Source organism: Leifsonia tongyongensis (assembly GCF_010686705.1).
Taxonomy (GTDB): Bacteria; Actinomycetota; Actinomycetes; order Actinomycetales; family Microbacteriaceae; genus Diaminobutyricibacter; species Diaminobutyricibacter tongyongensis.
In genome coordinates, this window is record NZ_JAAGWY010000003.1 from 390,254 (window position 1) to 412,555 (window position 22,302).

23 protein-coding genes are annotated in these 22,302 nt (G+C 67.7%); 14 read left to right on the forward strand and 9 right to left on the reverse strand.

From position 1 onward, the window contains the following. Positions 1–13 precede the first annotated feature (13 nt). From G3T36_RS15260 to ilvA, 6 genes are read left to right on the forward strand one after another with little or no spacing between them, the layout of a single operon-like run. Complete coding sequence (locus tag G3T36_RS15260; RefSeq protein ID WP_193571241.1) at positions 14–919, forward strand: ABC transporter permease; 906 nt, start codon at positions 14–16, stop codon at positions 917–919. Continuing rightward, positions 916–1,728: an ABC transporter permease gene (locus G3T36_RS15265; protein ID WP_163290660.1), complete on the forward strand. Its 813-nt coding sequence runs from the start codon at positions 916–918 to the stop codon at positions 1,726–1,728. The genes G3T36_RS15260 and G3T36_RS15265 overlap by 4 nt, the downstream gene beginning before the upstream one ends. After that, positions 1,725–2,807: an ABC transporter ATP-binding protein gene (locus G3T36_RS15270; protein WP_163290661.1), complete on the forward strand. Its 1,083-nt coding sequence runs from the start codon at positions 1,725–1,727 to the stop codon at positions 2,805–2,807. The genes G3T36_RS15265 and G3T36_RS15270 overlap by 4 nt, the downstream gene beginning before the upstream one ends. A 24-nt stretch (positions 2,808–2,831) precedes the next feature. Continuing rightward, the gene (locus tag G3T36_RS15275; RefSeq protein ID WP_163290662.1) at positions 2,832–3,404 is read left to right on the forward strand and encodes a hypothetical protein; all 573 of its coding nucleotides are present in this window, start codon (positions 2,832–2,834) and stop codon (positions 3,402–3,404) included. A gap of 33 nt (positions 3,405–3,437) precedes the next feature. Beyond that, positions 3,438–4,685 (forward strand): AI-2E family transporter, encoded by a 1,248-nt coding sequence (locus G3T36_RS15280; RefSeq protein ID WP_338031601.1) that lies wholly within the window; start codon positions 3,438–3,440, stop codon positions 4,683–4,685. A 50-nt stretch (positions 4,686–4,735) separates the two neighbouring features. Next, the gene (ilvA, locus tag G3T36_RS15285; protein WP_163290663.1) at positions 4,736–5,995 is read left to right on the forward strand and encodes a threonine ammonia-lyase; all 1,260 of its coding nucleotides are present in this window, start codon (positions 4,736–4,738) and stop codon (positions 5,993–5,995) included. A gap of 11 nt (positions 5,996–6,006) precedes the next feature. On the opposite strand, the gene greA is transcribed toward ilvA, so the two are convergent. Next, entirely contained in the window at positions 6,007–6,498 is a 492-nt protein-coding gene (greA, locus tag G3T36_RS15290; protein ID WP_163290664.1) for a transcription elongation factor GreA, read from the reverse strand. Between the two features lie 115 nt (positions 6,499–6,613). Continuing rightward, positions 6,614–7,009, reverse strand: a complete 396-nt coding sequence (locus G3T36_RS15295; protein ID WP_163290665.1) for a DUF4307 domain-containing protein — start codon at positions 7,007–7,009, stop codon at positions 6,614–6,616. 179 nt (positions 7,010–7,188) lie between these two features. On the opposite strand from G3T36_RS15295, the gene G3T36_RS15300 reads away from it, so the two are divergent. Then, the gene (locus G3T36_RS15300) at positions 7,189–7,542 is read left to right on the forward strand and encodes a hypothetical protein (protein WP_338031602.1); all 354 of its coding nucleotides are present in this window, start codon (positions 7,189–7,191) and stop codon (positions 7,540–7,542) included. Here the strand turns inward: G3T36_RS15300 and trhA are convergent. After that, a complete protein-coding gene (trhA, locus tag G3T36_RS15305; RefSeq protein WP_163290666.1) occupies positions 7,539–8,345 on the reverse strand; it encodes a PAQR family membrane homeostasis protein TrhA in 807 nt (268 codons plus the stop codon). The genes G3T36_RS15300 and trhA overlap by 4 nt on opposite strands. A gap of 75 nt (positions 8,346–8,420) precedes the next feature. On the opposite strand from trhA, the gene G3T36_RS15310 reads away from it, so the two are divergent. The 4 genes from G3T36_RS15310 to G3T36_RS15325 all read left to right on the forward strand — a co-directional run bounded on the left by G3T36_RS15310 (position 8,421) and on the right by G3T36_RS15325 (position 12,728). Beyond that, on the forward strand, positions 8,421–9,206 hold the full coding sequence (locus tag G3T36_RS15310; protein ID WP_163290667.1) for an isoprenyl transferase: 786 nt from the start codon (positions 8,421–8,423) through the stop codon (positions 9,204–9,206). Between the two features lie 59 nt (positions 9,207–9,265). Continuing rightward, a complete protein-coding gene (locus G3T36_RS15315; RefSeq protein WP_163290668.1) occupies positions 9,266–10,381 on the forward strand; it encodes an aminotransferase class V-fold PLP-dependent enzyme in 1,116 nt (371 codons plus the stop codon). Positions 10,382–10,683: 302 nt separating this feature from the next. Continuing rightward, positions 10,684–11,982, forward strand: a complete 1,299-nt coding sequence (gene phoH2, locus G3T36_RS15320) for an RNA 5'-3' helicase PhoH2 (protein ID WP_163290744.1) — start codon at positions 10,684–10,686, stop codon at positions 11,980–11,982. Positions 11,983–12,098: 116 nt separating this feature from the next. Further along, positions 12,099–12,728 carry an A24 family peptidase gene (locus G3T36_RS15325; RefSeq protein ID WP_163290669.1) on the forward strand — a complete coding sequence of 210 codons (630 nt, stop codon included), beginning with the start codon at positions 12,099–12,101 and terminating at the stop codon, positions 12,726–12,728. Positions 12,729–12,833: 105 nt separating this feature from the next. Here G3T36_RS15325 and G3T36_RS15330 read toward each other — a convergent pair whose 3' ends face one another. The 4 genes from G3T36_RS15330 to G3T36_RS15345 all read right to left on the reverse strand — a co-directional run bounded on the left by G3T36_RS15330 (position 12,834) and on the right by G3T36_RS15345 (position 15,845). Next, positions 12,834–14,240: an aspartate ammonia-lyase gene (locus G3T36_RS15330; RefSeq protein ID WP_163290670.1), complete on the reverse strand. Its 1,407-nt coding sequence runs from the start codon at positions 14,238–14,240 to the stop codon at positions 12,834–12,836. Positions 14,241–14,314: 74 nt separating this feature from the next. Then, on the reverse strand, positions 14,315–14,953 hold the full coding sequence (locus G3T36_RS15335; RefSeq protein WP_163290671.1) for a carbonic anhydrase: 639 nt from the start codon (positions 14,951–14,953) through the stop codon (positions 14,315–14,317). Further along, positions 14,950–15,576, reverse strand: a complete 627-nt coding sequence (locus G3T36_RS15340) for a DUF4245 domain-containing protein (RefSeq protein ID WP_338031603.1) — start codon at positions 15,574–15,576, stop codon at positions 14,950–14,952. The genes G3T36_RS15335 and G3T36_RS15340 overlap by 4 nt, the downstream gene beginning before the upstream one ends. A gap of 26 nt (positions 15,577–15,602) precedes the next feature. Then, on the reverse strand, positions 15,603–15,845 hold the full coding sequence (locus G3T36_RS15345) for an exodeoxyribonuclease VII small subunit (protein ID WP_163290673.1): 243 nt from the start codon (positions 15,843–15,845) through the stop codon (positions 15,603–15,605). Between the two features lie 147 nt (positions 15,846–15,992). Here G3T36_RS15345 and G3T36_RS15350 point away from each other — a divergent pair, with 147 nt between their 5' ends. Beyond that, positions 15,993–18,380 (forward strand): cell wall-binding repeat-containing protein, encoded by a 2,388-nt coding sequence (locus G3T36_RS15350; RefSeq protein ID WP_163290674.1) that lies wholly within the window; start codon positions 15,993–15,995, stop codon positions 18,378–18,380. Between the two features lie 53 nt (positions 18,381–18,433). On the opposite strand, the gene xseA is transcribed toward G3T36_RS15350, so the two are convergent. Further along, positions 18,434–19,690 carry an exodeoxyribonuclease VII large subunit gene (xseA, locus tag G3T36_RS15355; RefSeq protein WP_163290675.1) on the reverse strand — a complete coding sequence of 419 codons (1,257 nt, stop codon included), beginning with the start codon at positions 19,688–19,690 and terminating at the stop codon, positions 18,434–18,436. A 69-nt stretch (positions 19,691–19,759) separates the two neighbouring features. On the opposite strand from xseA, the gene G3T36_RS15360 reads away from it, so the two are divergent. Both G3T36_RS15360 and G3T36_RS15365 read left to right on the forward strand, forming a co-directional pair. Beyond that, positions 19,760–20,791 (forward strand): 4-hydroxy-3-methylbut-2-enyl diphosphate reductase, encoded by a 1,032-nt coding sequence (locus G3T36_RS15360; RefSeq protein ID WP_163290745.1) that lies wholly within the window; start codon positions 19,760–19,762, stop codon positions 20,789–20,791. Between the two features lie 47 nt (positions 20,792–20,838). After that, the gene (locus G3T36_RS15365) at positions 20,839–21,696 is read left to right on the forward strand and encodes an SDR family oxidoreductase (protein WP_163290676.1); all 858 of its coding nucleotides are present in this window, start codon (positions 20,839–20,841) and stop codon (positions 21,694–21,696) included. Between the two features lie 20 nt (positions 21,697–21,716). Here the strand turns inward: G3T36_RS15365 and G3T36_RS15370 are convergent, their stop codons facing one another. After that, positions 21,717–22,292, reverse strand: coding sequence for a DUF6264 family protein (locus G3T36_RS15370; RefSeq protein WP_163290677.1), 576 nt, complete (start codon positions 22,290–22,292; stop codon positions 21,717–21,719). Positions 22,293–22,302 lie beyond the last annotated feature (10 nt).

A 22,302-nucleotide genomic window follows, 5' to 3' on the forward strand; every position in this document is an offset into this window, starting at 1 on the left:
CGAGGCGATCCAGATGACTGTCGCTTCGACCGATGTGAAGGCGACGACGACGCGCGGCGTCGGGACGATGTCCCGGCGCCGCAGCGTCGCATGGCTGGGCTTCACCCCGTTCGCCGCCTACGTGCTGATCTTCCTCGCGGTCCCCGCCCTCATCGCGGTCGCGAGCGGGTTCTTCACGTCCGACGGGCGATTCACGTTCGCGAACCTGACCGCGTTCGCCGACCCCACCATCCAGTCGGCGTTCGTCGCGTCGTTCGCGGTCAGCCTGGTGAGTGCTGCGGTCGGCGCGGTCGCCGGGGCGATCATCTGCTACGCCCTGCTGGGCGTGCGGCCCGACGGATTCCTGCGCACGGCCATCGACTCCGCGAGCAGCGTGCTCGCCCAGTTCGGCGGCGTCATGCTCGCCTTCGCGTTCATTGCGACCATCGGCATCCAGGGGCTGCTCACGCAGTGGCTTAAGCAGACGTTCGGCTTCGACATCAATGCGAACGGGCCGGTCCTCTACCAGGTCCCGGGCCTGCTGTTCCCCTACGTGTACTTCCAGATCCCTCTCATGGTCCTCACGTTCATGCCGGCGCTGGCCGGGCTGAAGCCCCAATGGGGCGAGGCCACGGCCATCCTCGGAGGCAGTCGCCTCACCTACTGGCGGCGCGTCGGCTTCCCGATCCTGGCGCCCGCGTTCTGGGGCTGCTTCATCCTCCTCTTCGCCAACGCCTTCTCGTCGTATGCGACGGCGGCGGCACTCATCGACCAGGGCGGGATCGTGCCGCTGACCATCCGCCAGCAGCTCACCAGCGAGACCGTCGTCGGCGTCTCGAACGTGGCCGGTGTGCTCGCACTCGGGATGCTCGTGGTCATGGTCGTCGTCATGCTCGCCTATTCGGCCCTCCAGCGACGCACGTCGAGGTGGCAGCGATGAGCGGCCGGCGTTTCGGAGCGCAGCCGGGCGCATTCGCCCGACGGGCCATCCTCATCGTCTCGGTGGTCGCCTTCCTCATCCCGATCCTCGCGCTCTTCCAGTTCACGCTCCGCAAAGGCCAGACGGGCCAGCTCACCCTCGAGCACTACGTGTCGATCGTCCGGCCCGCCGACGCCTCGACCTACGACGTCCTCTGGCAGGGCCTGGGGAACTCGCTCGTCATCTGTGTCGTCACACTGGCGATCATCCTGTTGCTGCTGCTGCCCACGATGCTGCTGGTCGAGCTGCGGTACCCGAAGATGCGCCGCTGGCTCGAGTTCGTCTGCATCCTCCCGATCACCGTGCCGACCGTCGTCCTCGTCGTCGGCTTCGTGCCCGTCTACTCCGGGGTGGCGGCGATCTTCGGCAGCTCCCCGTGGACCCTGGCGTTCGCGATCGGGATCATCGTGCTTCCGTACGCCTATCGCCCGATGGCCGTGAGCCTCGCCGCCTTCGACATCGTCGTCCTGACGGAGGCGGCGCGTTCGCTGGGTGCCGGGTGGGGGAGCGTGATCGCGCGGATCGTGCTGCCGAACCTGCGACGCGGCATCGCATCCGCCGTCTTCATCACCATCGCCGTCGTGCTCGGCGAGTTCACGATCGCCTCGTTCCTCAGCCAGAACACCTTTCAGACCGCGCTCATCCTCCTGCAGCAGAGCGATCCGTACGTGGCCGCGATCTTCGCGCTCTTCGCCCTGGTCCTCGCCTTCGTCCTCCTTCTACTCATCGGCCGCCTGGGTTCGCTCGGGCGCAATCGGAGAATCGTATGACCACGACAGCTGACACCGAACAGACCACACCGCCCATCACGGTCCAGGAGGGGGCGAGCGTCGAACTCATCGACGTGGTCAAGGACTACTCGGGACAGCGTGCGCTCAACGGCGTGAACCTGTCGATGGCCCGCGGCGAGTTCGTCGCCCTCCTCGGGCCGTCGGGGTGCGGCAAGACGACCGCCCTGCGTGCGCTCTCCGGCCTCGAGCAGGTCACGTCCGGGTCGATCCGGATCAACGGAGTGGATGTCGTCGGCACGCCCGTGAACAAGCGCGACATCGGCATGGTGTTCCAGTCGTATTCGCTCTTCCCGCACATGACGGTCACGCAGAACGTCGAATTCGGCCTCGAGATGCGGCGTGTGGATGCGGCGAGCCGCCGGCGCCGGTCGGCTGAGGCGCTGGATCTCGTCGGCCTGGGTCAGCTGGGCGGCCGGTACGCCCACCAGCTGTCGGGCGGGCAGCAGCAGCGGGTGGCGCTGGCGCGTGCCCTTGTCACACGACCTCGGGTCCTTCTGCTGGACGAGCCGCTCTCGGCCCTCGACGCGAAGGTGCGCGTCCAGCTCCGGGAGGAGATCCGCAAGATCCAGACAGAACTGGGGATCACGACCCTCTTCGTCACGCACGACCAGGAGGAGGCCCTCGCCGTCGCGGATCGCGTCGCCGTCATGCGTGCCGGCGACATCGAACAGATCGGAACGCCGGAGGAACTGTACCGCGCGCCCGCGACCGACTTCGTCGCAGAATTCGTCGGCATCAGCAACCGGATCGACGGGGTCGTCTCCGGCGGGTCCGTCACCGTGCTCGGTCACCGGCTCCCGCTCGTCCGGCCGGATGTGGCCGACGGACCCGTGCGCGTCTTCCTGCGACCCGAGGACGTCAGCCTCGCGCCGGCCGGGATACCCGCAACCGTCGTCGCGACGAGTTTTCTCGGCTCGCTGCGCCGGACATTCGTGCGACTCGACGATGGGGCCGTCATCTCGGTACAGCACGCGGCCCGTGAGACGACGTCGCCCGGCCAGGACGTGTTTCTCGCACTGAGTGGTTCACCCGTCACTGTGACCACCGCAAGGGGGTAGACAGCGAGGAGTAGACTTTTCCTCATGTCTGAGGAATCGTACGAGATCGCTACTGCTGCGTTCGAGGACAGGGGGATCGACCTCACAACATTCGAGAAAGATCTCACCCTCGAAGACTGGACGAAGATCGTCCACTTTCCCTGGTTTCCGCCGCCCATCGAGGTCATCAGCCCCGTCCACACGATCGGGAAGGGGCGAACGAATCTCACGCTCGGTGCTCCCGACATCCTGCAGACGGACGCGGCGACCCCGTACGCGAGCTACAGCTACCGCGCGACGCCGGCCGGCGGGCCGTTCGTCTCCGTGCACTTCCAGCCCTCGGCCTACGGGATCACGACGACGGGGACGTACGTCATCGGGTTTCTGCTCGAAGCGGCGAACCCGGTCACGCTCAATGCCGGGGGATACGCGGGTGGCGGGACGCTCACCGGGACAGGTCCGAAGACCCTCGTCGGCAAGAGAGCGCTGTCGGTCGTGCTCAACAACGTTCCTGCGAACGCCCAGGTCAACGCGTTCTTCCAGCAGACCTCGTCAGGAGGTCCCTGGACCTGGTATTCGACGAGCATCGAATATCCGCCACTCGTGATCGTGATCTGAGGCCGTCCGGACCGGCCCCCTTAGACTTGCCGCGTGACTACGACCGAGGGACCCAGCACTCCTGGCCCGGGGCGTGATCGCCCGCGCGGCGGACTCTTCACCGGTCGCCGAAGAGCTGTCACGACGTCACCGGTCCCTGCGCCTGCGCCGATCGAGGCCACGCTGCCTCGCGGCGTGAGGGTCGCGGGAGCGTGGTCGTGGCGGCTGCTCGCCATCGCCGGGGTGATCGCCGTCCTGATCTTCCTGGTGGTCCAGCTGCGGCTGATCGTCATCCCGCTGCTCATCGCCGTGCTGATCGGCGCGCTGCTGGTGCCCTTCTCGGCGTTCCTCCACCGCCACCACTGGCCGAGGTGGATCGCCATCGTGACAGCGCTCCTGACTTTGATCATCGTGATCGGGGGCCTGTTCTACCTCGCCATCTGGGAGGTGACGCGTGAGTCCTCGTCCCTGAGCGCCCAGAGCATCACCGCCTACAAGGATCTCCGGGCCTGGCTCACGACGGGGCCGCTCGGACTCACGCCCGCTCAGATCGACGGCTACCTCAAGCAACTCGGCTCGGCTTTTCAGCAGCAGAGCCAGTTCTTCATCTCCGGCGCGCTGTCGGTCGGCACGACCGTCGGCCACGTGCTCACCGGGGTTCTGCTCACGCTGTTCAGCCTGATCTTCATCCTGATCGACGGCAAAGGCATCTGGAACTGGATCGTCCACATCTTCCCGCACAAGGCACGGGCGGCCGTCGACGGGGCCGGCCACGCCGGTTGGGCAACCCTGACGAGCTTCGTCAAAGTCCAGGTCCTCGTCGCGACCATCGATGCGATCGGAATCGGGCTCGGGGCCCTCATCCTCGGTCTCCCGCTGGTCATCCCGATCACCGTCCTCGTCTTCCTCGGCTCGTTCATCCCCATCGTCGGTGCCGTGCTGACCGGAACGCTCGCCGTGTTCATAGCCCTGATCTTCAAAGGCTGGGTGTTCGCGTTGATCATGCTGCTGATCATTCTCGGTGTGCAGCAGCTCGAAGGCCACGTGCTGCAGCCGTTCATCATGGGGACGGCCGTCAAAGTGCATCCGCTCGCCGTGGTCCTCGTCGTCGCGGCGGGGTCGCTCCTCGCCGGTATCCCGGGGGCGCTCTTCGCGGTGCCCTTCGCAGCTGTGCTCAACGTGATGGTGCGCTACGTCTCCAGCGGTGTCTGGCGCACCGCACCACCGTCAGACCCCTCGATCGACGAGCCGATACCCGTGCTGTGGGAGACCGTTCCGCGGCCCGCCCGGAGGCCCCGCTGAGGCCGTCGGCCATGCCGCGCTGGGAATATGAACGCCAATAGACTGAACCGGTGGCTACCCTGACCGGAACGACGCGCACACCATTCGCAGGCCCGACACTCGACGAGATCGAGGCAGCGCGCGACGTCGTCTCCCGGGTCGCCGAGCACACGCCGATGGAGACCTCTCGCTATCTCGCGGAGGTCCTCGGATCGCCGGTCCATCTCAAATGCGAGAACCTGCAGCGCACGGGGTCTTACAAGATCCGCGGCGCCTACAACCGCCTGGTCAAGCTCACCCCGGAAGAGCGGGCGCGCGGCGTCGTCGCGGCCTCCGCCGGCAATCATGCCCAGGGCGTCGCCTTCGCGGCCCGTGACCTCGGCATCGCCGCCACGATCTTCATGCCGCGCGGTGTCGCGATCCCGAAGCTGGCCGCCACCCGTGCGTACGGAGCGGATGTCGTCCTGCGCGGCGACACGGTCGAGGAACCCTTGCGCGCTGCCGCGGAATTCGCCGCCGAGACCGGTGCCGTCCTGATTCCGCCGTTCGACCACAAAGACATCGTGACCGGGCAGGCGACCCTCGGTCTCGAGATCCTCGATGACGTCCCGGATGCGACGACGGTCGTCGTTCCCATCGGTGGAGGTGGGCTCATCTCGGGCGTCGCATGCGCGGTCAAGCTGCGCGCAGCCCAGGAGGGCCGCGAGATCCGTGTCATCGGGGTGCAGGCGGCCAACGCCGCCGCCTACCCGCCATCACTGGCCGCGGGGGAGCCGACCGAGATCTCGACGGTCGCGACGATCGCGGACGGGATCGCGGTCAGTAAGCCCGGCGTCCTGAACTTCGAGATCATCCGGGACACCGTGGATGAGATCGTGACCGTCACGGAGGACGACATCGCCCGTGCGATGCTCGTGCTGCTGGAGCGCGCGAAAATGGTGGTCGAGCCGGCCGGCGCTGTCTCGGTGGCCGCCATCCTCGCGGGCAAGATCGCGCCGACCGGGCCGACCGTCGCCATCCTCAGCGGGGGCAACATCGACCCGCTCCTGATGCAGCGCGTCATCGGACACGGGCTGGCCGCATCCGATCGCTACCTGAAGCTCAAGATCGCGCTGCCCGATCGTCCGGGCCAGCTCGCGCGAATCGCCGAACTGCTGGCCGAAGCGAACGCCAACGTCGTCGAAGTCCTCCACACCCGCCACGGGCACGACCTGCAACTCAGCCAGGTCGAGCTCGATGTCAGCGTCGAGACGCGCGGTTCGGAGCACCGCCAGCTGGTGATCGAGGCGCTGCGAACAGCCGGGTACGACCCGGTCGTCGACTACGAGTGAAGCGGTGAGTCCTACTGGCCCAGGTAGGTCTCGACCTTGGTGACGGTCACGTCGATCTGCTTGCCGTTCGGTGCGGTGTAACTCGTCGAGTCGCCGACCTTGAGACCGAGGATCGCCGACCCCAGCGGGCTCTGCTCGCTGTAGACCGACAGGTCGCTGCCGAACGCCATCTCACGGTTGCCGATGAGGAAGACGCTCTCGTCGCCCGCGATGTTCGCCGTGATGACCGTGCCCGGTTCCACGACCCCGTGGCTCTCCGGCGCAGCACCCACTGTCGCGTGACGGAGCAGCTGGGTGAGCGTCACGATGCGCGCCTCGATCTTGCCCTGCTCGTCCTTGGCGGCGTGGTAGCCGCCGTTCTCCTTGAGGTCTCCCTCTTCGCGCGCGGCCTCGATACGCTTGGCGATCTCGTTTCGGCCGTTGACGCTCAGCTCCTCCAGCTCGGCCGCGAGGCGGTCGTAAGCATCCTGGGTCAAGAAGGTGACCTGAGTCTCCTGAGACATGCTGAACTCCTTTGCGCCATCCGGTTGTGACATCGGATGTGGTGGGTGGGACGAGCCGAGCTCATCCGACATAAAGTCGACGCCCCGACGTATCCGTCAGGGCGTTTCGAAGATCTTAAGTCAGCCAGCAGCTTGAAATCAAACCGGTGTTGCTCAACTGGGTCGTCCTGATGGTCTCAGTATGACTCGTCACGCGCTGCGAAGAGCCCGGGTAGGACACGATTTTCCAGCCGACGATGGCGAACGATTCGTCGAGGGCCTGCACGGCGCAGGTCACCGGCGTGCCGGGCGCGGTGTTGATCGAGAACGTCACGCTGACGCTATGGGCGTTGACGATGGTGTGGGCGGTGTCGGTCGCCTCGAGGTCTCCTGACGAACCGTCCAGCCCGGCCCAGAGCACCCAGGCGGTGAAGACGGCCACGAAGGCGAGGGCGATGCCGATGATCCACCAGCGGTCACGCCGTGCGCGATTGCGTGTGCGACCGTACCGTTCGGCAAGCTGCCCGGTCACAGCCCCGCTACTCCCTGCACTGAAACTCCCGTGAAAATGGTGCGCCGTTCCGAACGGTTAGGCTTGATCTCAAGACTAGGAGAGATTCCTGAGAACCTCGGCCGCTCCCGAAGCGGCCCGCGAGAATTGAAGACGGAAATGCCTGAGAACGACCCGTTCGCCGGAATCGAGAACGACGCGTGACCGCGCACGCGTTGCTGCAGTCGATCATCGCGAGCCCCATCCGAGCGGCCGCCACTCCGACCCCGTCACCATCGCCCGCTCCCGACTTCAACCCCGACACGGTCACGCCGGGCCTGGTCGGATTCGCCATCACCTTCCTGATCGCGGTGGCCGTCGTGCTGCTCATCCTCGACATGGTGCGCCGCATCCGCCGCGTCCGTTACCGCGACGAGATCCGGCAGCTCCTCGACAATGAGCAGCTGCGCGAGCTCGACGACGACGTGGATCCGAAGCCGGGCACCGAGAGGCCGGGCACCGAGAAGCCGGGCACCGAGAGGCCGGGCACCGACGAGCCGGGAGACCCCCGCTAGCCGACGTTGTAGACCGGGTGGAGCGCGATGATCAGCGTCGCCGTCCAGTGGCAGAGGAACGCCAGCACGGTCAGCGTGTGGAAGATCTCGTGGAAGCCGAATACCCCGGGCCACGGGTTGGGCTTCTTCAGCCCGTAGATGATCGCGCCCGCGGTGTAGAGCAGGCCGCCGACGAGCACCAGCACCATCATCGGCACACTGGCGTCCAGCAGGTCGACGATGTACATGATCGCCGCCCAGCCGAGAGCAAGGTAGATGGGCACGTACAGCCAGCGCGGGGCGGTGATCCAGAACACCCTGAAGCCGATTCCGATCAGGGCGCCTGCCCACACCAGCGTAAGCAGCAGGATGCCCTTCGACGGCGGGAGGGCCAGGATGGCGAGCGGGGTGTACGTCCCTGCGATCAGCAGGAAGATGTTCGCGTGGTCGATGCGCTTCAGGATGACCTTGGTGCGCGGTCTCCAGTTGAAGCGGTGGTAGAGCGCCGAGTTGCCGAACAGGAGCATCGACGTGAGCATGAAGACAGCGGAAGCCCATTTCGCCGGCGCCCCGTGTGCCAGGACGATGAGGACGATTCCGGCCGCGATGGCGACAGGGAACGTGGCCGCGTGGATCCAGCCGCGCCAGGTCGGCTTGATGTCGGCGACGTTCGCCGCTGACGCATCGAGGAACGGGATGTTCGGAAGATCCGGGCCGCGCTCCTCGTCCGCTTTGACCGCGGCATCCGCCGGGCCCAGCTCTGAGGCGGGCTCCTGAAGGAGCTCGGCGACATCCTCTGCTTCGTGGGTCTTGCGGGGGTTCATTCTGCAAGAGTACGGGACCCGCGGTCGCACGATCCTGTGAGTTGGCGGAGCCCGCGCTCGCGGTAACGTACAGGTGTGACAAAGCAGCGGACGGGACTGGGGCGAGGGCTCCTGTACGGCCTCTACCAGAACCGGCTGCGCAGAGGGCTCACCAAAGACGTCGTCCCCGGTCACGTCGCGATGATCATCGACGGCAACCGGCGCTGGGCGCGCCAGGCCGGGCATGAGACCGTCTCGCACGGTCATCGAGCGGGCGCGGCGAAGATGCGCGAGTTCCTCGAATGGTGCGACGACCTCGGGGTATCGGTGGTGACCCTCTACCTCCTCTCGTCCGACAACCTGACGAACCGTGACGGAGAGGAGCTCTCCGACCTGATCGAGATCATCGCCGGCCTCGCAGAAGACCTCTCGCACTACCGGAACTGGCGGGTCCAGCACGTCGGTTCCACGACCGGACTGCCCGAGTCGCTGGTGGCAGCCCTTGTCGCCGCAGAGAAACGCACGGCCGCCAACACGGGGCTGCACATCAACCTCGCCGTCGGCTACGGAGGCCGCAAAGAGATCACGGATGCGATGCGCAGCATCGTCGCAGCACACCACGCCGACGGCGGCAGCCTCGAAACCCTCGCCGACCTGCTCACGCCGGACCTCATCGGTGAGCACCTCTACACCGGCGGCCAGCCCGACCCCGACCTGGTCATCCGCACCTCGGGTGAGCAGCGGCTCAGCGACTTCATGCTCTGGCAAAGCGCGCACAGCGAGTTCTACTTCGTCGAGGCGCTCGGCCCCGACCTGCGCGAGGTCGACTTCCTCCGTGCCGTGCGCGACTACTCTCGGCGTCAGCGACGATATGGCGGCTGACCGGCCCGAATGAGCATCCCTCGCGCGCCCGGGCTGTCAGAATGAGCGCGGAGGAAACGATGACCACTGTGGAAGAGTTCGCCGCGGGATTCCGCGAAGAGCCCGGCTACCTGGACTACGGCCGGGTCGGGCCGTTGTCCGCGTCCGTTCTCGCAGAAGCCACCGGGCAGAACGAGATCCTCGCCAAGGCGCGGTTCGGGAGTGTCGAAGGGATGCGCCGGGAGGACCAGCGTGTGCGCGACGCCGTCGCGACACTGACCGGGTTCGCCTCCGATCAGGTGGTGTTCCAACCGAACACGAGCACGGGCCTCATGCACGCGATGTTCGGGATGACCGGAGACGTGCTGCTCTCGGCCGGTGAGTTCCCCAGCCTCACGTTCGCAGCGGTCCGCGCGTCGCAGGCCCTCCACGTGGTCACCCCGACCTGGCTGGAGACCGACCACGGCCGGGTGACACCCGGGCAGATCAAGGAGCAGCTCACCCCGGGCATCGCGGCCGTAGCTGTCAGCCTCGTCGACTCACGCACCGGCTACCTGACCGACATCGACGGGATCCGCCAGGTCATCGGCGATCGGCTGCTCATCCTGGACGCGATCCAGGGCTTCGGCGTGGTCGACGCACCGTACGAGGTCGCCGACGTCGTCGTCGCCGGCGGCCAGAAGTGGGTGCGCGCCGGCTGGGGCACCGGCTTCCTGGCGCTCAGCGAGCGCGCGCTCGACCACCTCACCCCGGTGTTCAGCGGCTTCACGGGCATCGACGTGGACGAGTCGTGGGACACCGTGGTCGACCCGAGCCACGCGGCGAAAGCGTTCAGCGTGAGCAACCCCGACCTCATCGCGCAGGCCCGCTTCTCGGCCGGGCTCGAAGAGATCGCCGCCGTCGGGGTACCGGCGATCAATGCCGCCATCGCCGACCGCGTCGAAAGCGTGCTCGACATCGCCGACGAGTTCGCGATACCGGTCGGATCGTCGAGGAGCTCCGACGAGCGAGCCGGGATCGTGGTCCTCGAACCGCAGCCGGAGCAGCTGACCGTGCTTGCGGCATCCCTGTTCAACCACGGCGTTACTGCGACGGGCCGCGGGCAGAGCATCCGCCTCAGCATCCACGCCGGGACCGGCGAAGAGACGCTGGACATGCTCCGCGCCGCCTTCACCTCCTACGCGAGTGCCTACTAGCAGGACGTTGTCGAGACCCTCAACTGGGGTCAGGATTCACCTCCCCGTTACCTGAACATTTGGCGTGTCACACCCGGCGTTTCCCGCCGCGGACGTACCGTCGGATTACCGGGCATGGCGCCCGGTCGAGACGGCCACGTAAGTTCGTTTCGCGACAGAACCGGCCGACTCGCCAACTGAATCCGATCGCACTCGCTGCGGCCGGGGTGGGAGTGGTTGTGGCCGAACTAGAAACCCGACAGCCAGCTGGAAACCAGGAGAACGGAACCGAACGGCGGGACTCGCAGGAGACAACTGAACAGATCGAACAGACCGAGCGTACCTATGTCCTGGATACCTCGGTCTTGTTGTCTGACCCGAAGGCGATCTTCCGGTTCGCCGAACACGCCGTCGTCATCCCGGTCGTGGTGATCAGTGAGCTGGAGGGTAAGCGCAACGATCCGGAGATCGGGTACTTCGCCCGGCAGGCGCTGCGCAACCTCGACGAGCTGCGCATCAAGCACGAGCGTCTCGACTTCCCGATCCCGGTCGGCGACGGCGGCTCCCTCCGTGTCGAGCTGAACCATTCCAACATGTCCGTGCTGCCCAGCGGGCTTCAGATGGGAGACAACGACTCCCGCATCCTGGCGGTCGCCCAGAACCTCGCGAACGACGGACTGGCCGTGACGGTCGTCTCCAAAGACCTGCCGCTGCGCGTGAAAGCCGCGTCCATCGGTCTGGCCGCCGAGGAGTACCGTGCCGAACTGGCCGTGGACTCCGGATGGACGGGGCTGGCCGAGATCACCCTCGGCTCGGATGCGATGGCCGACCTCTACGACCAGGAGACCGCTCGCTCGCCGCTCGTCGCCGAGCTCCCGGTCAACACGGGGCTGATCATCCACTCCGACCGCGGCTCCGCTCTTGGCCGCGTGACGGGAGAGCGCACCTTCAAACTGGTGCGCGGCGACCGCGATGTCTTCGGCCTGCACGGCCGGTCGGCGGAGCAGCGGCTCGCCATCGACATGCTGCTCGACCCGGAGATCGGGATCCTGTCACTGGGAGGTCGAGCCGGAACGGGGAAGTCCGCGCTCGCGCTCTGCGCAGGCCTGGAAGCGGTGCTCGAGCGCAACCAGCACAAGAAGATCATGGTGTTCAGGCCGCTCTACGCAGTCGGCGGGCAGGAACTCGGCTACCTGCCCGGAGACCAGGGCGAGAAGATGAACCCCTGGGGGCAAGCGGTGTTCGACACGCTGGGCGCCCTGGTCTCACAGAACGTTCTCGACGAAGTGCTCGACCGGGGGATCCTCGAGGTCCTGCCGCTCACGCACATCCGGGGTCGTTCGCTGCACGACGCGTTCGTGATCGTCGACGAGGCGCAGTCCCTGGAGCGCAATGTGCTCCTGACGGTGCTGAGCCGCGTCGGTCAGAACTCGCGTGTCGTGCTGACCCACGATGTCGCTCAGCGCGACAACCTCCGTGTCGGCCGGCACGACGGTGTCGCCTCCGTCATTGAAACGCTCAAAGGCCACCCGCTGTTCGGTCACATCACGCTGACCCGGTCGGAGCGTTCGGCCATTGCGGCACTGGTGACCGAGATGCTGGAAGGAAACGAACTGGCCTGATCCCGCCGCTCGGGGCGACCGCCCTCGTTCCTCCGGGAGCGGGGGCGGTCGGCTGCGCGGCCTGTGGATGGTTTCGGCGGCCGGCGCCGCTCCGGGTCTAGCGTTTCAGGATGCGCGTGGATCGATCGATCAGAGCACCGGATGCGGTGGCCCGGGTCGCGCTCGCAGCGTGCCTGATCGTGGTCGGGCTGCGCGCCGCCGACGGGCAGGTCTCCGCCGCCGTGCCGCTCCTGTACCTCGCGGTCGTGACCGGCGAGCTGTGCCGCATCGATCTCGCAGAGTTCCGGCTGCCCAACGCGCTGGTCGTTCCGGGGCTGGGGTTCGCCGCCGCGGGGCTGTCGTGGGGCGCGTTCGCCGGCGCGTTCGCCGGCGCGGACACGACCGGTGCAGCCACGACGGGTTTAGTAGCGACCGGTGCAGCCACGACCGGTGCCGCGACCGGTGCAGCCATGGCGGTCGCTGCGCTGTGCGGGGGAGCGGGCTATGCGGCGGTGCTGCTCATTCCCGCGCTTGCAGGCGAAGCGGGAATGGGCGATGTGAAGCTTGCCGCGCTGCTCGGACTCGTTCTCGGCGCGCTCGGTCCATGGCAGCTGGTGCTCGGCCCGGTCTCGGCATTCGTCGCTGCCGGCGTCGTGGCCCTCGTCACCGGGATGTTCGGTGGCACGCGGGCCGGTGATCGGATCGCCTTCGGACCGTTCATGCTGGGCGGGTTCTGGGCGGCTGTCGCCCTGTCGCCCGCTGCCTGACCGCGGCGCGCGGCGCACGTCGGGTGTGCGGTGGTTCGGTACGTCTGCCGCGGCTCGAGCGGGGGCAGACGTACCGAACATGCGCAGGCGCTCGGCCCGAGAGGACTAGCCCGGGTGGGTCATGCTCAGCACGTCGAGTGCGGTGTCGAGCTGCTCCAGGGTGACCTCGCCGCGTTCGACGAAGCCGAGGTCGATGACGGCTTCACGGATCGTGATGCCCTTCGCGACCGCGTGCTTGGCGACCTTGGCGGCGGCTTCGTAGCCGATCACCCGATTCAGCGGGGTGACGATGGACGGCGACGACTCGGCGAAGGCGCGGGCGCGGTCGACGTTGGCCTCGAGCCCGATGATCGTCTTGTCCGCGAGAACACGCGCTCCCTGTGAGAGCAGACGAATCGACTCGAGGAGTGCGGTGCCCATCACGGGGATGGCCACGTTGAGTTCGAAGCTGCCCGACGCACCGCTCCAGGCGATGGTGGCGTCGTTGCCGACGACGCGCGCACAGACCATGAGCACGGCTTCCGGGATGACCGGGTTGACCTTGCCGGGCATGATGGACGAGCCGGGCTGCAGGTCGGGGATGCTGAGCTCGCCGAGCCCGGTGTTCGGGCCGGACCCCATCCAGCGGAGGTCGTTGCAGATCTTCGTGAGGCTGACCGCGATGGTGCGCAGCGCGCCCGACGCCTCGACGAGCGCGTCACGGTTCGCCTGCGCCTCGAAGTGGTTGCGCGCCTCGGTGATCGGAAGCTCGGTCTCCTGCGTGAGAAGTTCGATCACCAGCTGGGGGAAACCGATCGGCGTGTTGATCCCGGTGCCCACGGCGGTGCCACCGAGCGGAACCTCCGCGACCCGGTGCAGTGCGGCCTGGATGCGCTCGATGCCGAGGCGGATCTGCGCCGCGTAGCCGCCGAACTCCTGGCCGAGCGTGACGGGGGTCGCATCCATCAGGTGGGTGCGGCCCGACTTCACGACCGTCGCCCAGAGTGCGGCCTTCTCCTCGAGCGCGACGGCGAGGTGGTCGAGCGCCGGAATGAGGTCGTCGATGAGCGCGCCCGTCACGGCGACGTGCACCGACGTCGGGAAGACGTCGTTCGACGACTGCGAGGCGTTGACGTGGTCGTTGGGGTGAACCGGGCTGCCCAGCCGCCGGGTGGCGAGCGTGGCGAGCACCTCGTTCATGTTCATGTTCGACGACGTGCCGCTGCCGGTCTGATAGACATCGATCGGGAACTCGCGATCGTGCACTCCGGTGACCACTTCGTCAGCGGATGCGGCGATCGCGTCGGCGATCGACTGGTCGAGAACGCCGAGGCGGGCGTTGGCCAGCGCAGCCGACTTCTTGATGCGGGCGAGCGCAGCGATCTGCGCGGACTCGAGCACGGACCCGGAGATCGGGAAGTTCTCGACTGCGCGCTGCGTCTGGGCGCCGTAGAGGGCGTCGGCCGGAACGCGGACCTCGCCCATCGTGTCGTGTTCGATGCGGTACTCGGCATGAGCCGGGGTGTCCACCACGGTGTGTTTTCCTTTCTGGGGCGCTGCGCGCTGTGCGGGTTGCACGCGCGTCACGCGTTTGAGCCGGCCGGTCCTCAGACCAGTCCGACGACGATGTCGGGAACGGCCCGACCTTCCTGGAGGCGGTAGTTGGCACCAACGATAGCCAACCTTCCCTCCGCGACGGCAGAGCTGATCAGCTCGGAGCTCCGCAGGAGATCGGCGACCGTGTCGCGCAGATGCTCCCGGCCCACCTCGCTCGCGTCGACGTCTGCTATCTCGATCGGGTGCTCGGGCGAGGCGTGCGTGATCCGCCGGACGGCGGGAACGATCGGTGCGATGAGGTTGGCGATGTGCGGCGGCAACGGTTGGGCATCCGGTGCCTGCGACTCGATCGCCGCGCGCACGGCGCCGCACTCGTCGTGCCCGAGTACGAGTATGAGTGGCACGCGCAGCACTTCGACCGCGTACTCGAGGGAGCCGAGCACCGACTCCGACATGACCTGCCCGGCGTTGCGGACGACGAAGGCGTCACCGAGCCCCAGGTCGAAGATGATCTCGGCCGCGAGGCGCGAGTCGCTGCATCCGAAGATGGCGGCCAGCGGGGACTGCGAGGCAGCGAGCGTCTCGCGACGCTCGACATCCTGGCGCGGATGCTGGGGCTCGCCGGCGACGAAACGCTCGTTTCCGCGCAGCATCGCCTCCCACACCCGCGAGGGTCTCGGGGGCGTCATTTCCCCGCTCCCAGCGTGCCGAGCTGATCGCACAGTGCGTTGGTCACGGTATCGAACTCCTGGTTCTGGGCGGTGCCGAAGACGACGACGGTGCTTGAGCCCGCCTTGGTCGCGAGGGCGTAGTCGACGTTGCCGTTGTCCTGACCCGAGTTGCGGTTGTCATAGACATCCCACCGCAGCCCGCAGGCGGTCTTCGTCGACGAGACGAGCGAGCGGTCGACCTGGGTCGCGAGCCAGCTGTCGTTGGCCTTGAAGCCCTGCATGATGCCGATGTATTCCTTCGACGGCGTGATGAGGCCGATGTACCAGGCGTCGACGCCGTCGGGAGTCTTCGTGCGCAGTTCGGCGGCGTTCGACTTCCAGCCGCTGGGCAGTGCCGGTGTCAGCAGCGCATCCGGTTCGGCACCCTGCGCCTGCCCGGCGATGCTCGCGTAGTCGACGGCGGGAGCGCCGGCGGGCTGGCCACGCGGAACGAAGAGCACGATGAGTGCCACGACGGCCACCGTCGCGATCAGCGAGAAGACGAGGTTGTTCACCGTCTGCCGGTTGCGGTGGTTGCGTGAATTCTCGGCCTTGCGCTCAGCCGTTTCTTCGGGTGTTTCCGGCCGCCCGAGTTCTGCCACGACTGCGGGGGGCCGTTTCGACGGACTCATTCGTCGTCAACGACTCCCGTCGTGGTCGGGACGGCACCGGCGCGAGCGGCGTCGAGCCGCGCCTTCGCACCGATGAGCCACTCTTCGCAGCGCCGGGCGAGCGCCTCGCCGCGCTCCCAGAGCGCGATCGAATCCTCGAGTGAGGTCGAGCCCTGTTCGAGTTCGGAGACGACGCGGACCAGTTCGTCGCGAGCCTCTTCGTAACTGAGAGCCTCGACTCCGGTGGTGGATTGCGCCATGCCACCCAGTCTAGTTCGAGCCCCAGACGGTCTGTTGCGAGTTTCCACAGGCAAGCAAAAGCATGGTCGCGTCCACCGAACTGGGCACTGCCGCGTGACGCCGTTCTTGCCTAAGCTTCTCCCGGCGACTGACATGGAAGGACTTGAATGCGATATTCCTCGTCGGCGATGGTGATCATCGCGGCGTCGTCAGTCGTGATCGCATCCATCGGCATACCGGCGAGCGCCGCATCCGCACGCACCGTGACGGCGGCGGTGATCGCGCGCGCGCATCCGGCACCAGCGGCGCCCCCGGCCAGGATGGTTCCGCATCCGGCCGCCCTGTACGAGCGCGCCGCGGCTGCGCTCCCCGCGAGCCTTCAGGCCTCGATCGGACGCGACCTGCACATCACACCTGCCGCCTATCTCGCCGCCGCGTCGGCAGCGGAGAATGCATCCGACGTTCTCGCGCGGCTTCGGACATCCGGTGTAGCGACAGACTCGGCACGACTCGACGGCACGACGCTTCGGGTGCCGGTCGCGACCGAGCGCGCAGCCAGCGCCGTCGCAGCCGCCGGTGCGACGCCGGAGCTCGGACCCATGCCGGCCTCGCCGGGCTACGCCGGTCTCACGGGCAGGCCCCTCGCCGACCTGCGCGGCGGTCAGGGCTGGGGATACACGACAGGGGCTGACGGCTCCGGATGGCGATGCTCGGTCGGCTTCAACGGCCACGACGAGACCACGGGTGCGGGTCGCTTTGTCACCGCGGGCCACTGCTACGGGCTCGGCGGGCCCGCGCTCGGAGACGCATTCCTCCTCAGCCAGGCGGCACCCGGCGCGGCCGCAGCGGGAGACGACCTGGGGCCTCTCAGCACCAGCGACTTCCGGTACGGCAACAATTTCGATGAGGGACTCGTCTCGCTCTCGCCCGGCACGAACCCCCTGCCTGCGGTCACGACCTGGAACGGAGGAGCGGGCGCGCCGTCGACGGGGATCACCGTCACGGGGTACACGGGCGGTGTCGTCGGTGCTCCCATCTGCAAATCGGGCTCCATGAGCGGATGGACGTGCGGACACGTCCTCGCCATCGACGACGTGGTGACCTTGACGGACGAGAACGGGCAGAACGGCAAGGCCGTGAACGAGATGGTCACCGATGCCTGCGTCGCTCAGGGCGACAGCGGTGGAGCAGTGATGATCGGCTCGTCGGCCGCCGGCGTCGTGTCCGGCGGAACAATCGCACCCGGTGGAACAGCGGATACGTGCACCGGTCCGGCGAGTCCGGGACAGTACTCGTTCTTCTTCCCGATGGTGTCGCCGCACGGCCAGGCGAGCGTGATGAGTTCGCTGGGTTCGTCCTGGGAACCGTCGATCTCGATCGCCACGCCGAAGGTGACCTCGATCGGGGTGGCATTCGTCGGCGGCGCGCTGAGCGGAACGCTCGCGAACGGGACGAGCCACCATGTGATCTCCGTCACCTTCGACGGATCCTCCTCACCGGTCACCGCCTCCGTTTCCTCGACCGGGTCGTGGACCGTGCCGCTGACCGGGCTCGCTGTCGGCACGCACAGCTACAGCGTCGTCGCATCGGTGGGCAGGTGGTCGATTTCGTCCCCCGCGACCGGGTCGCTGACGCTCTCCGTCAAGCCGACGGTCTCGCGTCTGGCTGGACCGGACAGGTACTCCGTCGCCGTCGCCGTTTCGAAGTCCGGGTTCCCCGGCACTGCGGCGACGGTCTACATCGCGGCGGGTTCGGCATTCCCGGATGCCCTCGGCGCTGCGCCGGCCGCGGCGCACACTGACGCACCCCTGCTCCTTGTTCCTGGAACGAGCATCCCGAGCGTCGTCGTGTCAGAGCTGACCCGCCTCAGACCGGCGACGATCGTTGTCGTCGGCGGAACAGGATCGGTCAGCGCCACCGTTCTAGCTCAGCTCCGGGCCTACGCGTCGAAAACAGTCATACGCATCGGCGGGACCGACCGTTTCGACACATCCCGCAAGCTGGCGGCGTACGCCTTCCCGGGCGGCTCGGCGACAGCGTTCATCGCCAACGGACTGAACTTCCCCGATGCCGTGTCAGCCGGAGCCGCGGCCGGGTCGGTGTCGGCTCCGATCATCCTCGTCAACGGCGCGAAAGCCACGATCGACGACGGTACGGCGACCACCATCGACCGGCTGCATGCGACGTCCTTCGCGATCGCGGGCGGCACGGCCTCGATCTCCGCCGGCATCGCCGCGCAGCTCGGCGCCCGGCCCGGCGCGACGGTCGAGCGATACGGGGGAGCGGATCGCTACCAGACCTCGGAAGCGATCAACCGTGCCTTCTTCACGTCGACCGCGACGACTTATCTCGCGTCCGGGCTGGCGTTCCCGGATGCGCTCGGTGGCGCAGCCCGCGCCGGGGCCATTCCGGCGGCCCTGTACGCCATCCCGCAGAACTGCGTTCCGTCGTCGGTCCTGGCGGACATCCAGTCATCCGGATCGACGAAGGTCGTCGTGCTGGGCGGCACTGGCGCACTGGGCACCGGCGTCGACACGCTGACGCCCTGCCCCTGAGGCCGACGCGCCATCTGCAGCCGCTGCCGGGCGTGAAGCCGGCAGCGACCCGGCTACTGGCTGGGACCGCTCGATACGGCGCCGATGCGACCCTCGGCGAGCGTGATCGCGAGCTCGGTTCCTGCGGGCGCCTCGTCGGGCGTACGCGCGACGGCGCCGGTCGCAAGCTGCACGATGGCGTAGCCGCGGTCCAGTGTTCCCTGCGGCGACAGCGCCCGGAGGTGCGAGCGCACCTCGCCGACGCGGTTGGTCTCGCGGTCGACGATGCGCTGGGCGAGTTCCGCGCCGCGCGCGACGAACCGAGTGAGCTCTTCGGCACGCGTGTCGACGATCCACGAGGGCGACGCCATGGATGGACGCGAGCGGAGGTGGCCGATGCGGTCGATCTCCGCGCTCAACAGATGCGTGAGCCGCATGCTGAGCCGCGCGCGCACCTGGTGCACGCGCACCAGCTCTTCCGCGACATCGGGGACGACGCGCTTCGCCGCGTCGGTGGGGGTGGATGCGCGAAGGTCGGCGACATCGTCGAGGAGCGGCCGGTCGGCTTCGTGGCCGATCGCGCTCACCAGCGGCGTCATGCACGCTGCGGCCGCTCGCACGACCCGCTCGTCGCTGAAGCCGAGCAGGTTCTGGAAATCGCCACCGCCTCGCGCGACGATGATCACGTCGACGTCGGGATCGGCGTCGAGCGTCTTGATCGCAGCGGTCACGTCAGGAACGACCCGGTCACCCTGCACCGCGGTGTGGATGGTGCGGAAGCGGACGGCGGGCCAGCGCAACTGGGCGTTGCGGAGCACGTCTTTCTCCGCATCCGAGTCCTTTCCGGTGATGAGGCCGATGCAGTGCGGGAGGAAAGGAAGCTTCTTCTTGCGTTCGACCGCGAAGAGGCCCTCTTCTGCGAGCTGCCTCCGAAGCCGCTCCAGGCGCTCCAGCAGGTCGCCCAGGCCGACATGCTTCATGTCGAACACCTGCATGGTCAGGGTGCCGCCCTTGACCCAGAAGTTCGGCTTGATCAGCACGACGACGTGGTCGCCCTGTTTCAGGTCCGCCGGAATCCGCGCCCGCACCGACGACCAGATCGTGAAGCTCACCGTCGCGTCCTCAGCGAGGTCCTTGAGCTTGCCGTAGACGTTGCCGCCGGAGATTCCCCACTGGGTGATCTCGCCTTCGACCCAGGCTGTGCCGAGGCGCTCGATGTAGCCGCGGATCTTGCCGGCCAGGGTCGCGACACCCCACGGCTCGTCGGCCGTCGGGAGCGCTGTCGGCGCAGAGGTGCCCTGGGCCGCGGGAGGGGCGTCGGTCACGTCCATCCCTCCCATCAGGTGTCCAGCGCACTCACCTAGACTTGCCTGGTGAGCGACGCAACGATAAGCCTGCCCATGCCGAGAATCCCTGGCGTGCGCGGCAGGCTCAAGGATACCCCGGTCGTCGGACACAAGCGGGTGCTGCTCGCGGCACCCCGTGGATACTGCGCGGGTGTGGACAGAGCGGTGATCGCCGTCGAGAAGGCGCTCGAGCACTACGGTGCCCCGGTCTACGTGCGCAAGCAGATCGTGCACAACGTGCACGTCGTCTCCACCCTCGAACAGCAGGGCGCGATCTTCGTCGACGAGGTCGATGAGGTGCCGAAGGGGGCGCATGTCGTCTTCAGCGCCCACGGTGTCTCGCCCGCGGTCGTGCGGGCCGCATCCGATCGAGGACTCCAGGCGATCGACGCCACGTGCCCGCTGGTCACCAAGGTGCACCGCGAGGCCGTGCGGTTCGCGCGCGACGACTTCGAGATCCTCCTGATCGGCCACGAAGGCCACGAAGAGGTCGAAGGGACGGCGGGCGAGGCGCCCGACCACGTCACCCTGGTGAACGGTCCGGATGATGTCCCGAGCGTCCACGTCAAGGACCCTGACAAGGTCGTGTGGCTCTCGCAGACCACGTTGTCCGTGGACGAGACGATGGAGACCGTGCGCCGCCTGCGTGAACGCTTCCCCAACCTGCAGGATCCGCCGAGCGACGACATCTGCTACGCCACCCAGAACCGCCAGGTCGCCATCAAGAAGGTCGCCGAAGACGCCGACCTGGTGATCGTCGTCGGCTCCGCGAACTCCTCCAACTCGGTGCGCCTGGTCGAGGTCGCGCTCGAATACGGAGCGAAGGCGGCCTACCGGGTCGACTACGCGAGCGAGATCAAGCAGGAATGGCTCGATGGCGTCGTCACGGTCGGCGTCACGAGCGGAGCATCCGTGCCCGAGGTCCTCGTACAGGAAGTGCTCGACGACCTGGCCGGTGCGGGCTACGGCGACGTGCAGGAGGTCAAGACGGCCGAAGAGGACCTCATGTTCTCGCTGCCGAAGGAACTCCGCAAAGACCTGTCGGGCAAAGCGGATGAACGCGCCCTCGGGGGCCGCGGCCGCTGATTCTCCCCGGCGGGAAGCATCCGGGCACCCCTGCGGTTGACCACCGCATGACCATTCTCGTCACCGGAGCCACCGGCCAGCTGGGCCGCCTCGTCATCGACCACCTCATCGCACGCGGTGTGGACCCTGCCACGATCCGGGCGGCGGGACGCAACCCGGACAAGCTTGCGGAGTTCGCCTCCCGCGGCATCCAGACCGCAGTCATCGACTTCGAGGTGCCCGGCACGCTCGTCCCTGCTTTCGCGGGGGTGGATGCACTCCTCTTCGTCTCGGGCAGCGAAGTGGGCAAGCGCATGCCGCAGCACAGGAATGCGATCGACGCCGCCGTCGCCGCCGGGGTCGGCCGCATCGTCTACACGAGTGCGCCCCACGCCGACACGACAGAGCTTCCGGTCGCTCCCGAGCACAAGGCGACCGAGGCGCTCCTTGCCGCATCCGGACTCCCGGTGACCGTCCTGCGCAACAACTGGTACACCGAGAACTACGTCGCGCCACTCGAGCAGGCTCGCGAGACCGGCACGGTGGTCTCGAGCGCGGGTGACGGCAGGATCGGCAGCGCGACCCGCAACGACTACGCGGATGCGGCGGCCGTCGTCCTGTCCACGCCGGGACACGAGGGCAAGGTCTACGAGCTGGCCGGCGATGTCGCCTGGTCGTTCGATGATCTCGCAGCGGCCTTCAGCGAGATCATCGGCTCGGAGGTCGTCTACACTCCCGTCGAGCCGGAGGAGTATGCGCGCATCCTCAGGGACGCCGGACTCGACGAGGGCACGGTCGGGTTCGTCGTCGCACTCGACCAGGCGACCCGCGACGGGGCACTGGCCGACGTGACCGGCGACCTGAGCGCACTCATCGGGCACCCGACGACGTCACTCGTGGACGGTCTCCGCGCCGCCATCGCCTGACGCGCAGCCGACGGCGCCGCTCAGGCGGAGAGCCGGCTGTAGAAGTCGACGAGGGTTGGGTCGCTCGCGATGATCACCGTGAAGAAGACGAACAGGGCGATGAAGGCGACCACCCCGCCGATGACCGGTATGAAGAACGCGAGCTTGTGCCGCGTCAGCCGGAAGATCGAGACGACGGCCGACGTCACCCAGATGCCGACCATGGAGATCTCGCCGGCCAGCAGGATCGCGGCTACGGACGGGGCAGGCTTGTAGGTTCCGAGACTCTCGTTCGCGTAGAGGAGCTGGATCGAGTCCGGCGCGGCCGCGAGCGTGCCGATGGACAGGAACATGCCGACGATACCGACGATCAGCAGCAGGATCGTCACTGGCTGGTTCCACGCCGGCACCGGTCGTTCGCCGCCCGCCTGCGCAAGGAGTTCTTCTTCACGAGACCGCACGGGAGTTGTCGGCCGTCCATGCTGCGCCTCGGGTGCCGGATGCCCGGTTTCGAGCCTGTCGGCATCCTTCGGCGGATGCCACACCCAGCCCTCCGGCGCGAGCTCGCCGAACTGGGGGCGGGGTCGCTCGTCGTGATCCTTGTTCTCGTCGGCCATGGGACGGCCG

What these genes read in the sequence shown, in the direction of transcription:
- G3T36_RS15260 (WP_193571241.1), top strand. Translation starts at nt 14, where the DNA reads ATGACTGTCGCTTCGACCGATGTGAAGGCGACGACGACGCGCGGCGTC.
- G3T36_RS15265 (WP_163290660.1), top strand. Translation starts at nt 916, where the DNA reads ATGAGCGGCCGGCGTTTCGGAGCGCAGCCGGGCGCATTCGCCCGACGG.
- G3T36_RS15270 (WP_163290661.1), top strand. Translation starts at nt 1,725, where the DNA reads ATGACCACGACAGCTGACACCGAACAGACCACACCGCCCATCACGGTC.
- G3T36_RS15275 (WP_163290662.1), top strand. Translation starts at nt 2,832, where the DNA reads ATGTCTGAGGAATCGTACGAGATCGCTACTGCTGCGTTCGAGGACAGG.
- greA (WP_163290664.1), bottom strand. Translation starts at nt 6,498, where the DNA reads ATGTCTCAGGAGACTCAGGTCACCTTCTTGACCCAGGATGCTTACGAC.
- trhA (WP_163290666.1), bottom strand. Translation starts at nt 8,345, where the DNA reads ATGAACCCCCGCAAGACCCACGAAGCAGAGGATGTCGCCGAGCTCCTT.
- G3T36_RS15315 (WP_163290668.1), top strand. Translation starts at nt 9,266, where the DNA reads ATGACCACTGTGGAAGAGTTCGCCGCGGGATTCCGCGAAGAGCCCGGC.
- G3T36_RS15335 (WP_163290671.1), bottom strand. Translation starts at nt 14,953, where the DNA reads ATGACGCCCCCGAGACCCTCGCGGGTGTGGGAGGCGATGCTGCGCGGA.
- G3T36_RS15345 (WP_163290673.1), bottom strand. Translation starts at nt 15,845, where the DNA reads ATGGCGCAATCCACCACCGGAGTCGAGGCTCTCAGTTACGAAGAGGCT.
- G3T36_RS15350 (WP_163290674.1), top strand. Translation starts at nt 15,993, where the DNA reads ATGCGATATTCCTCGTCGGCGATGGTGATCATCGCGGCGTCGTCAGTC.
- xseA (WP_163290675.1), bottom strand. Translation starts at nt 19,690, where the DNA reads ATGGACGTGACCGACGCCCCTCCCGCGGCCCAGGGCACCTCTGCGCCG.
- G3T36_RS15360 (WP_163290745.1), top strand. Translation starts at nt 19,760, where the DNA reads ATGCCGAGAATCCCTGGCGTGCGCGGCAGGCTCAAGGATACCCCGGTC.
- G3T36_RS15365 (WP_163290676.1), top strand. Translation starts at nt 20,839, where the DNA reads ATGACCATTCTCGTCACCGGAGCCACCGGCCAGCTGGGCCGCCTCGTC.
- G3T36_RS15370 (WP_163290677.1), bottom strand. Translation starts at nt 22,292, where the DNA reads ATGGCCGACGAGAACAAGGATCACGACGAGCGACCCCGCCCCCAGTTC.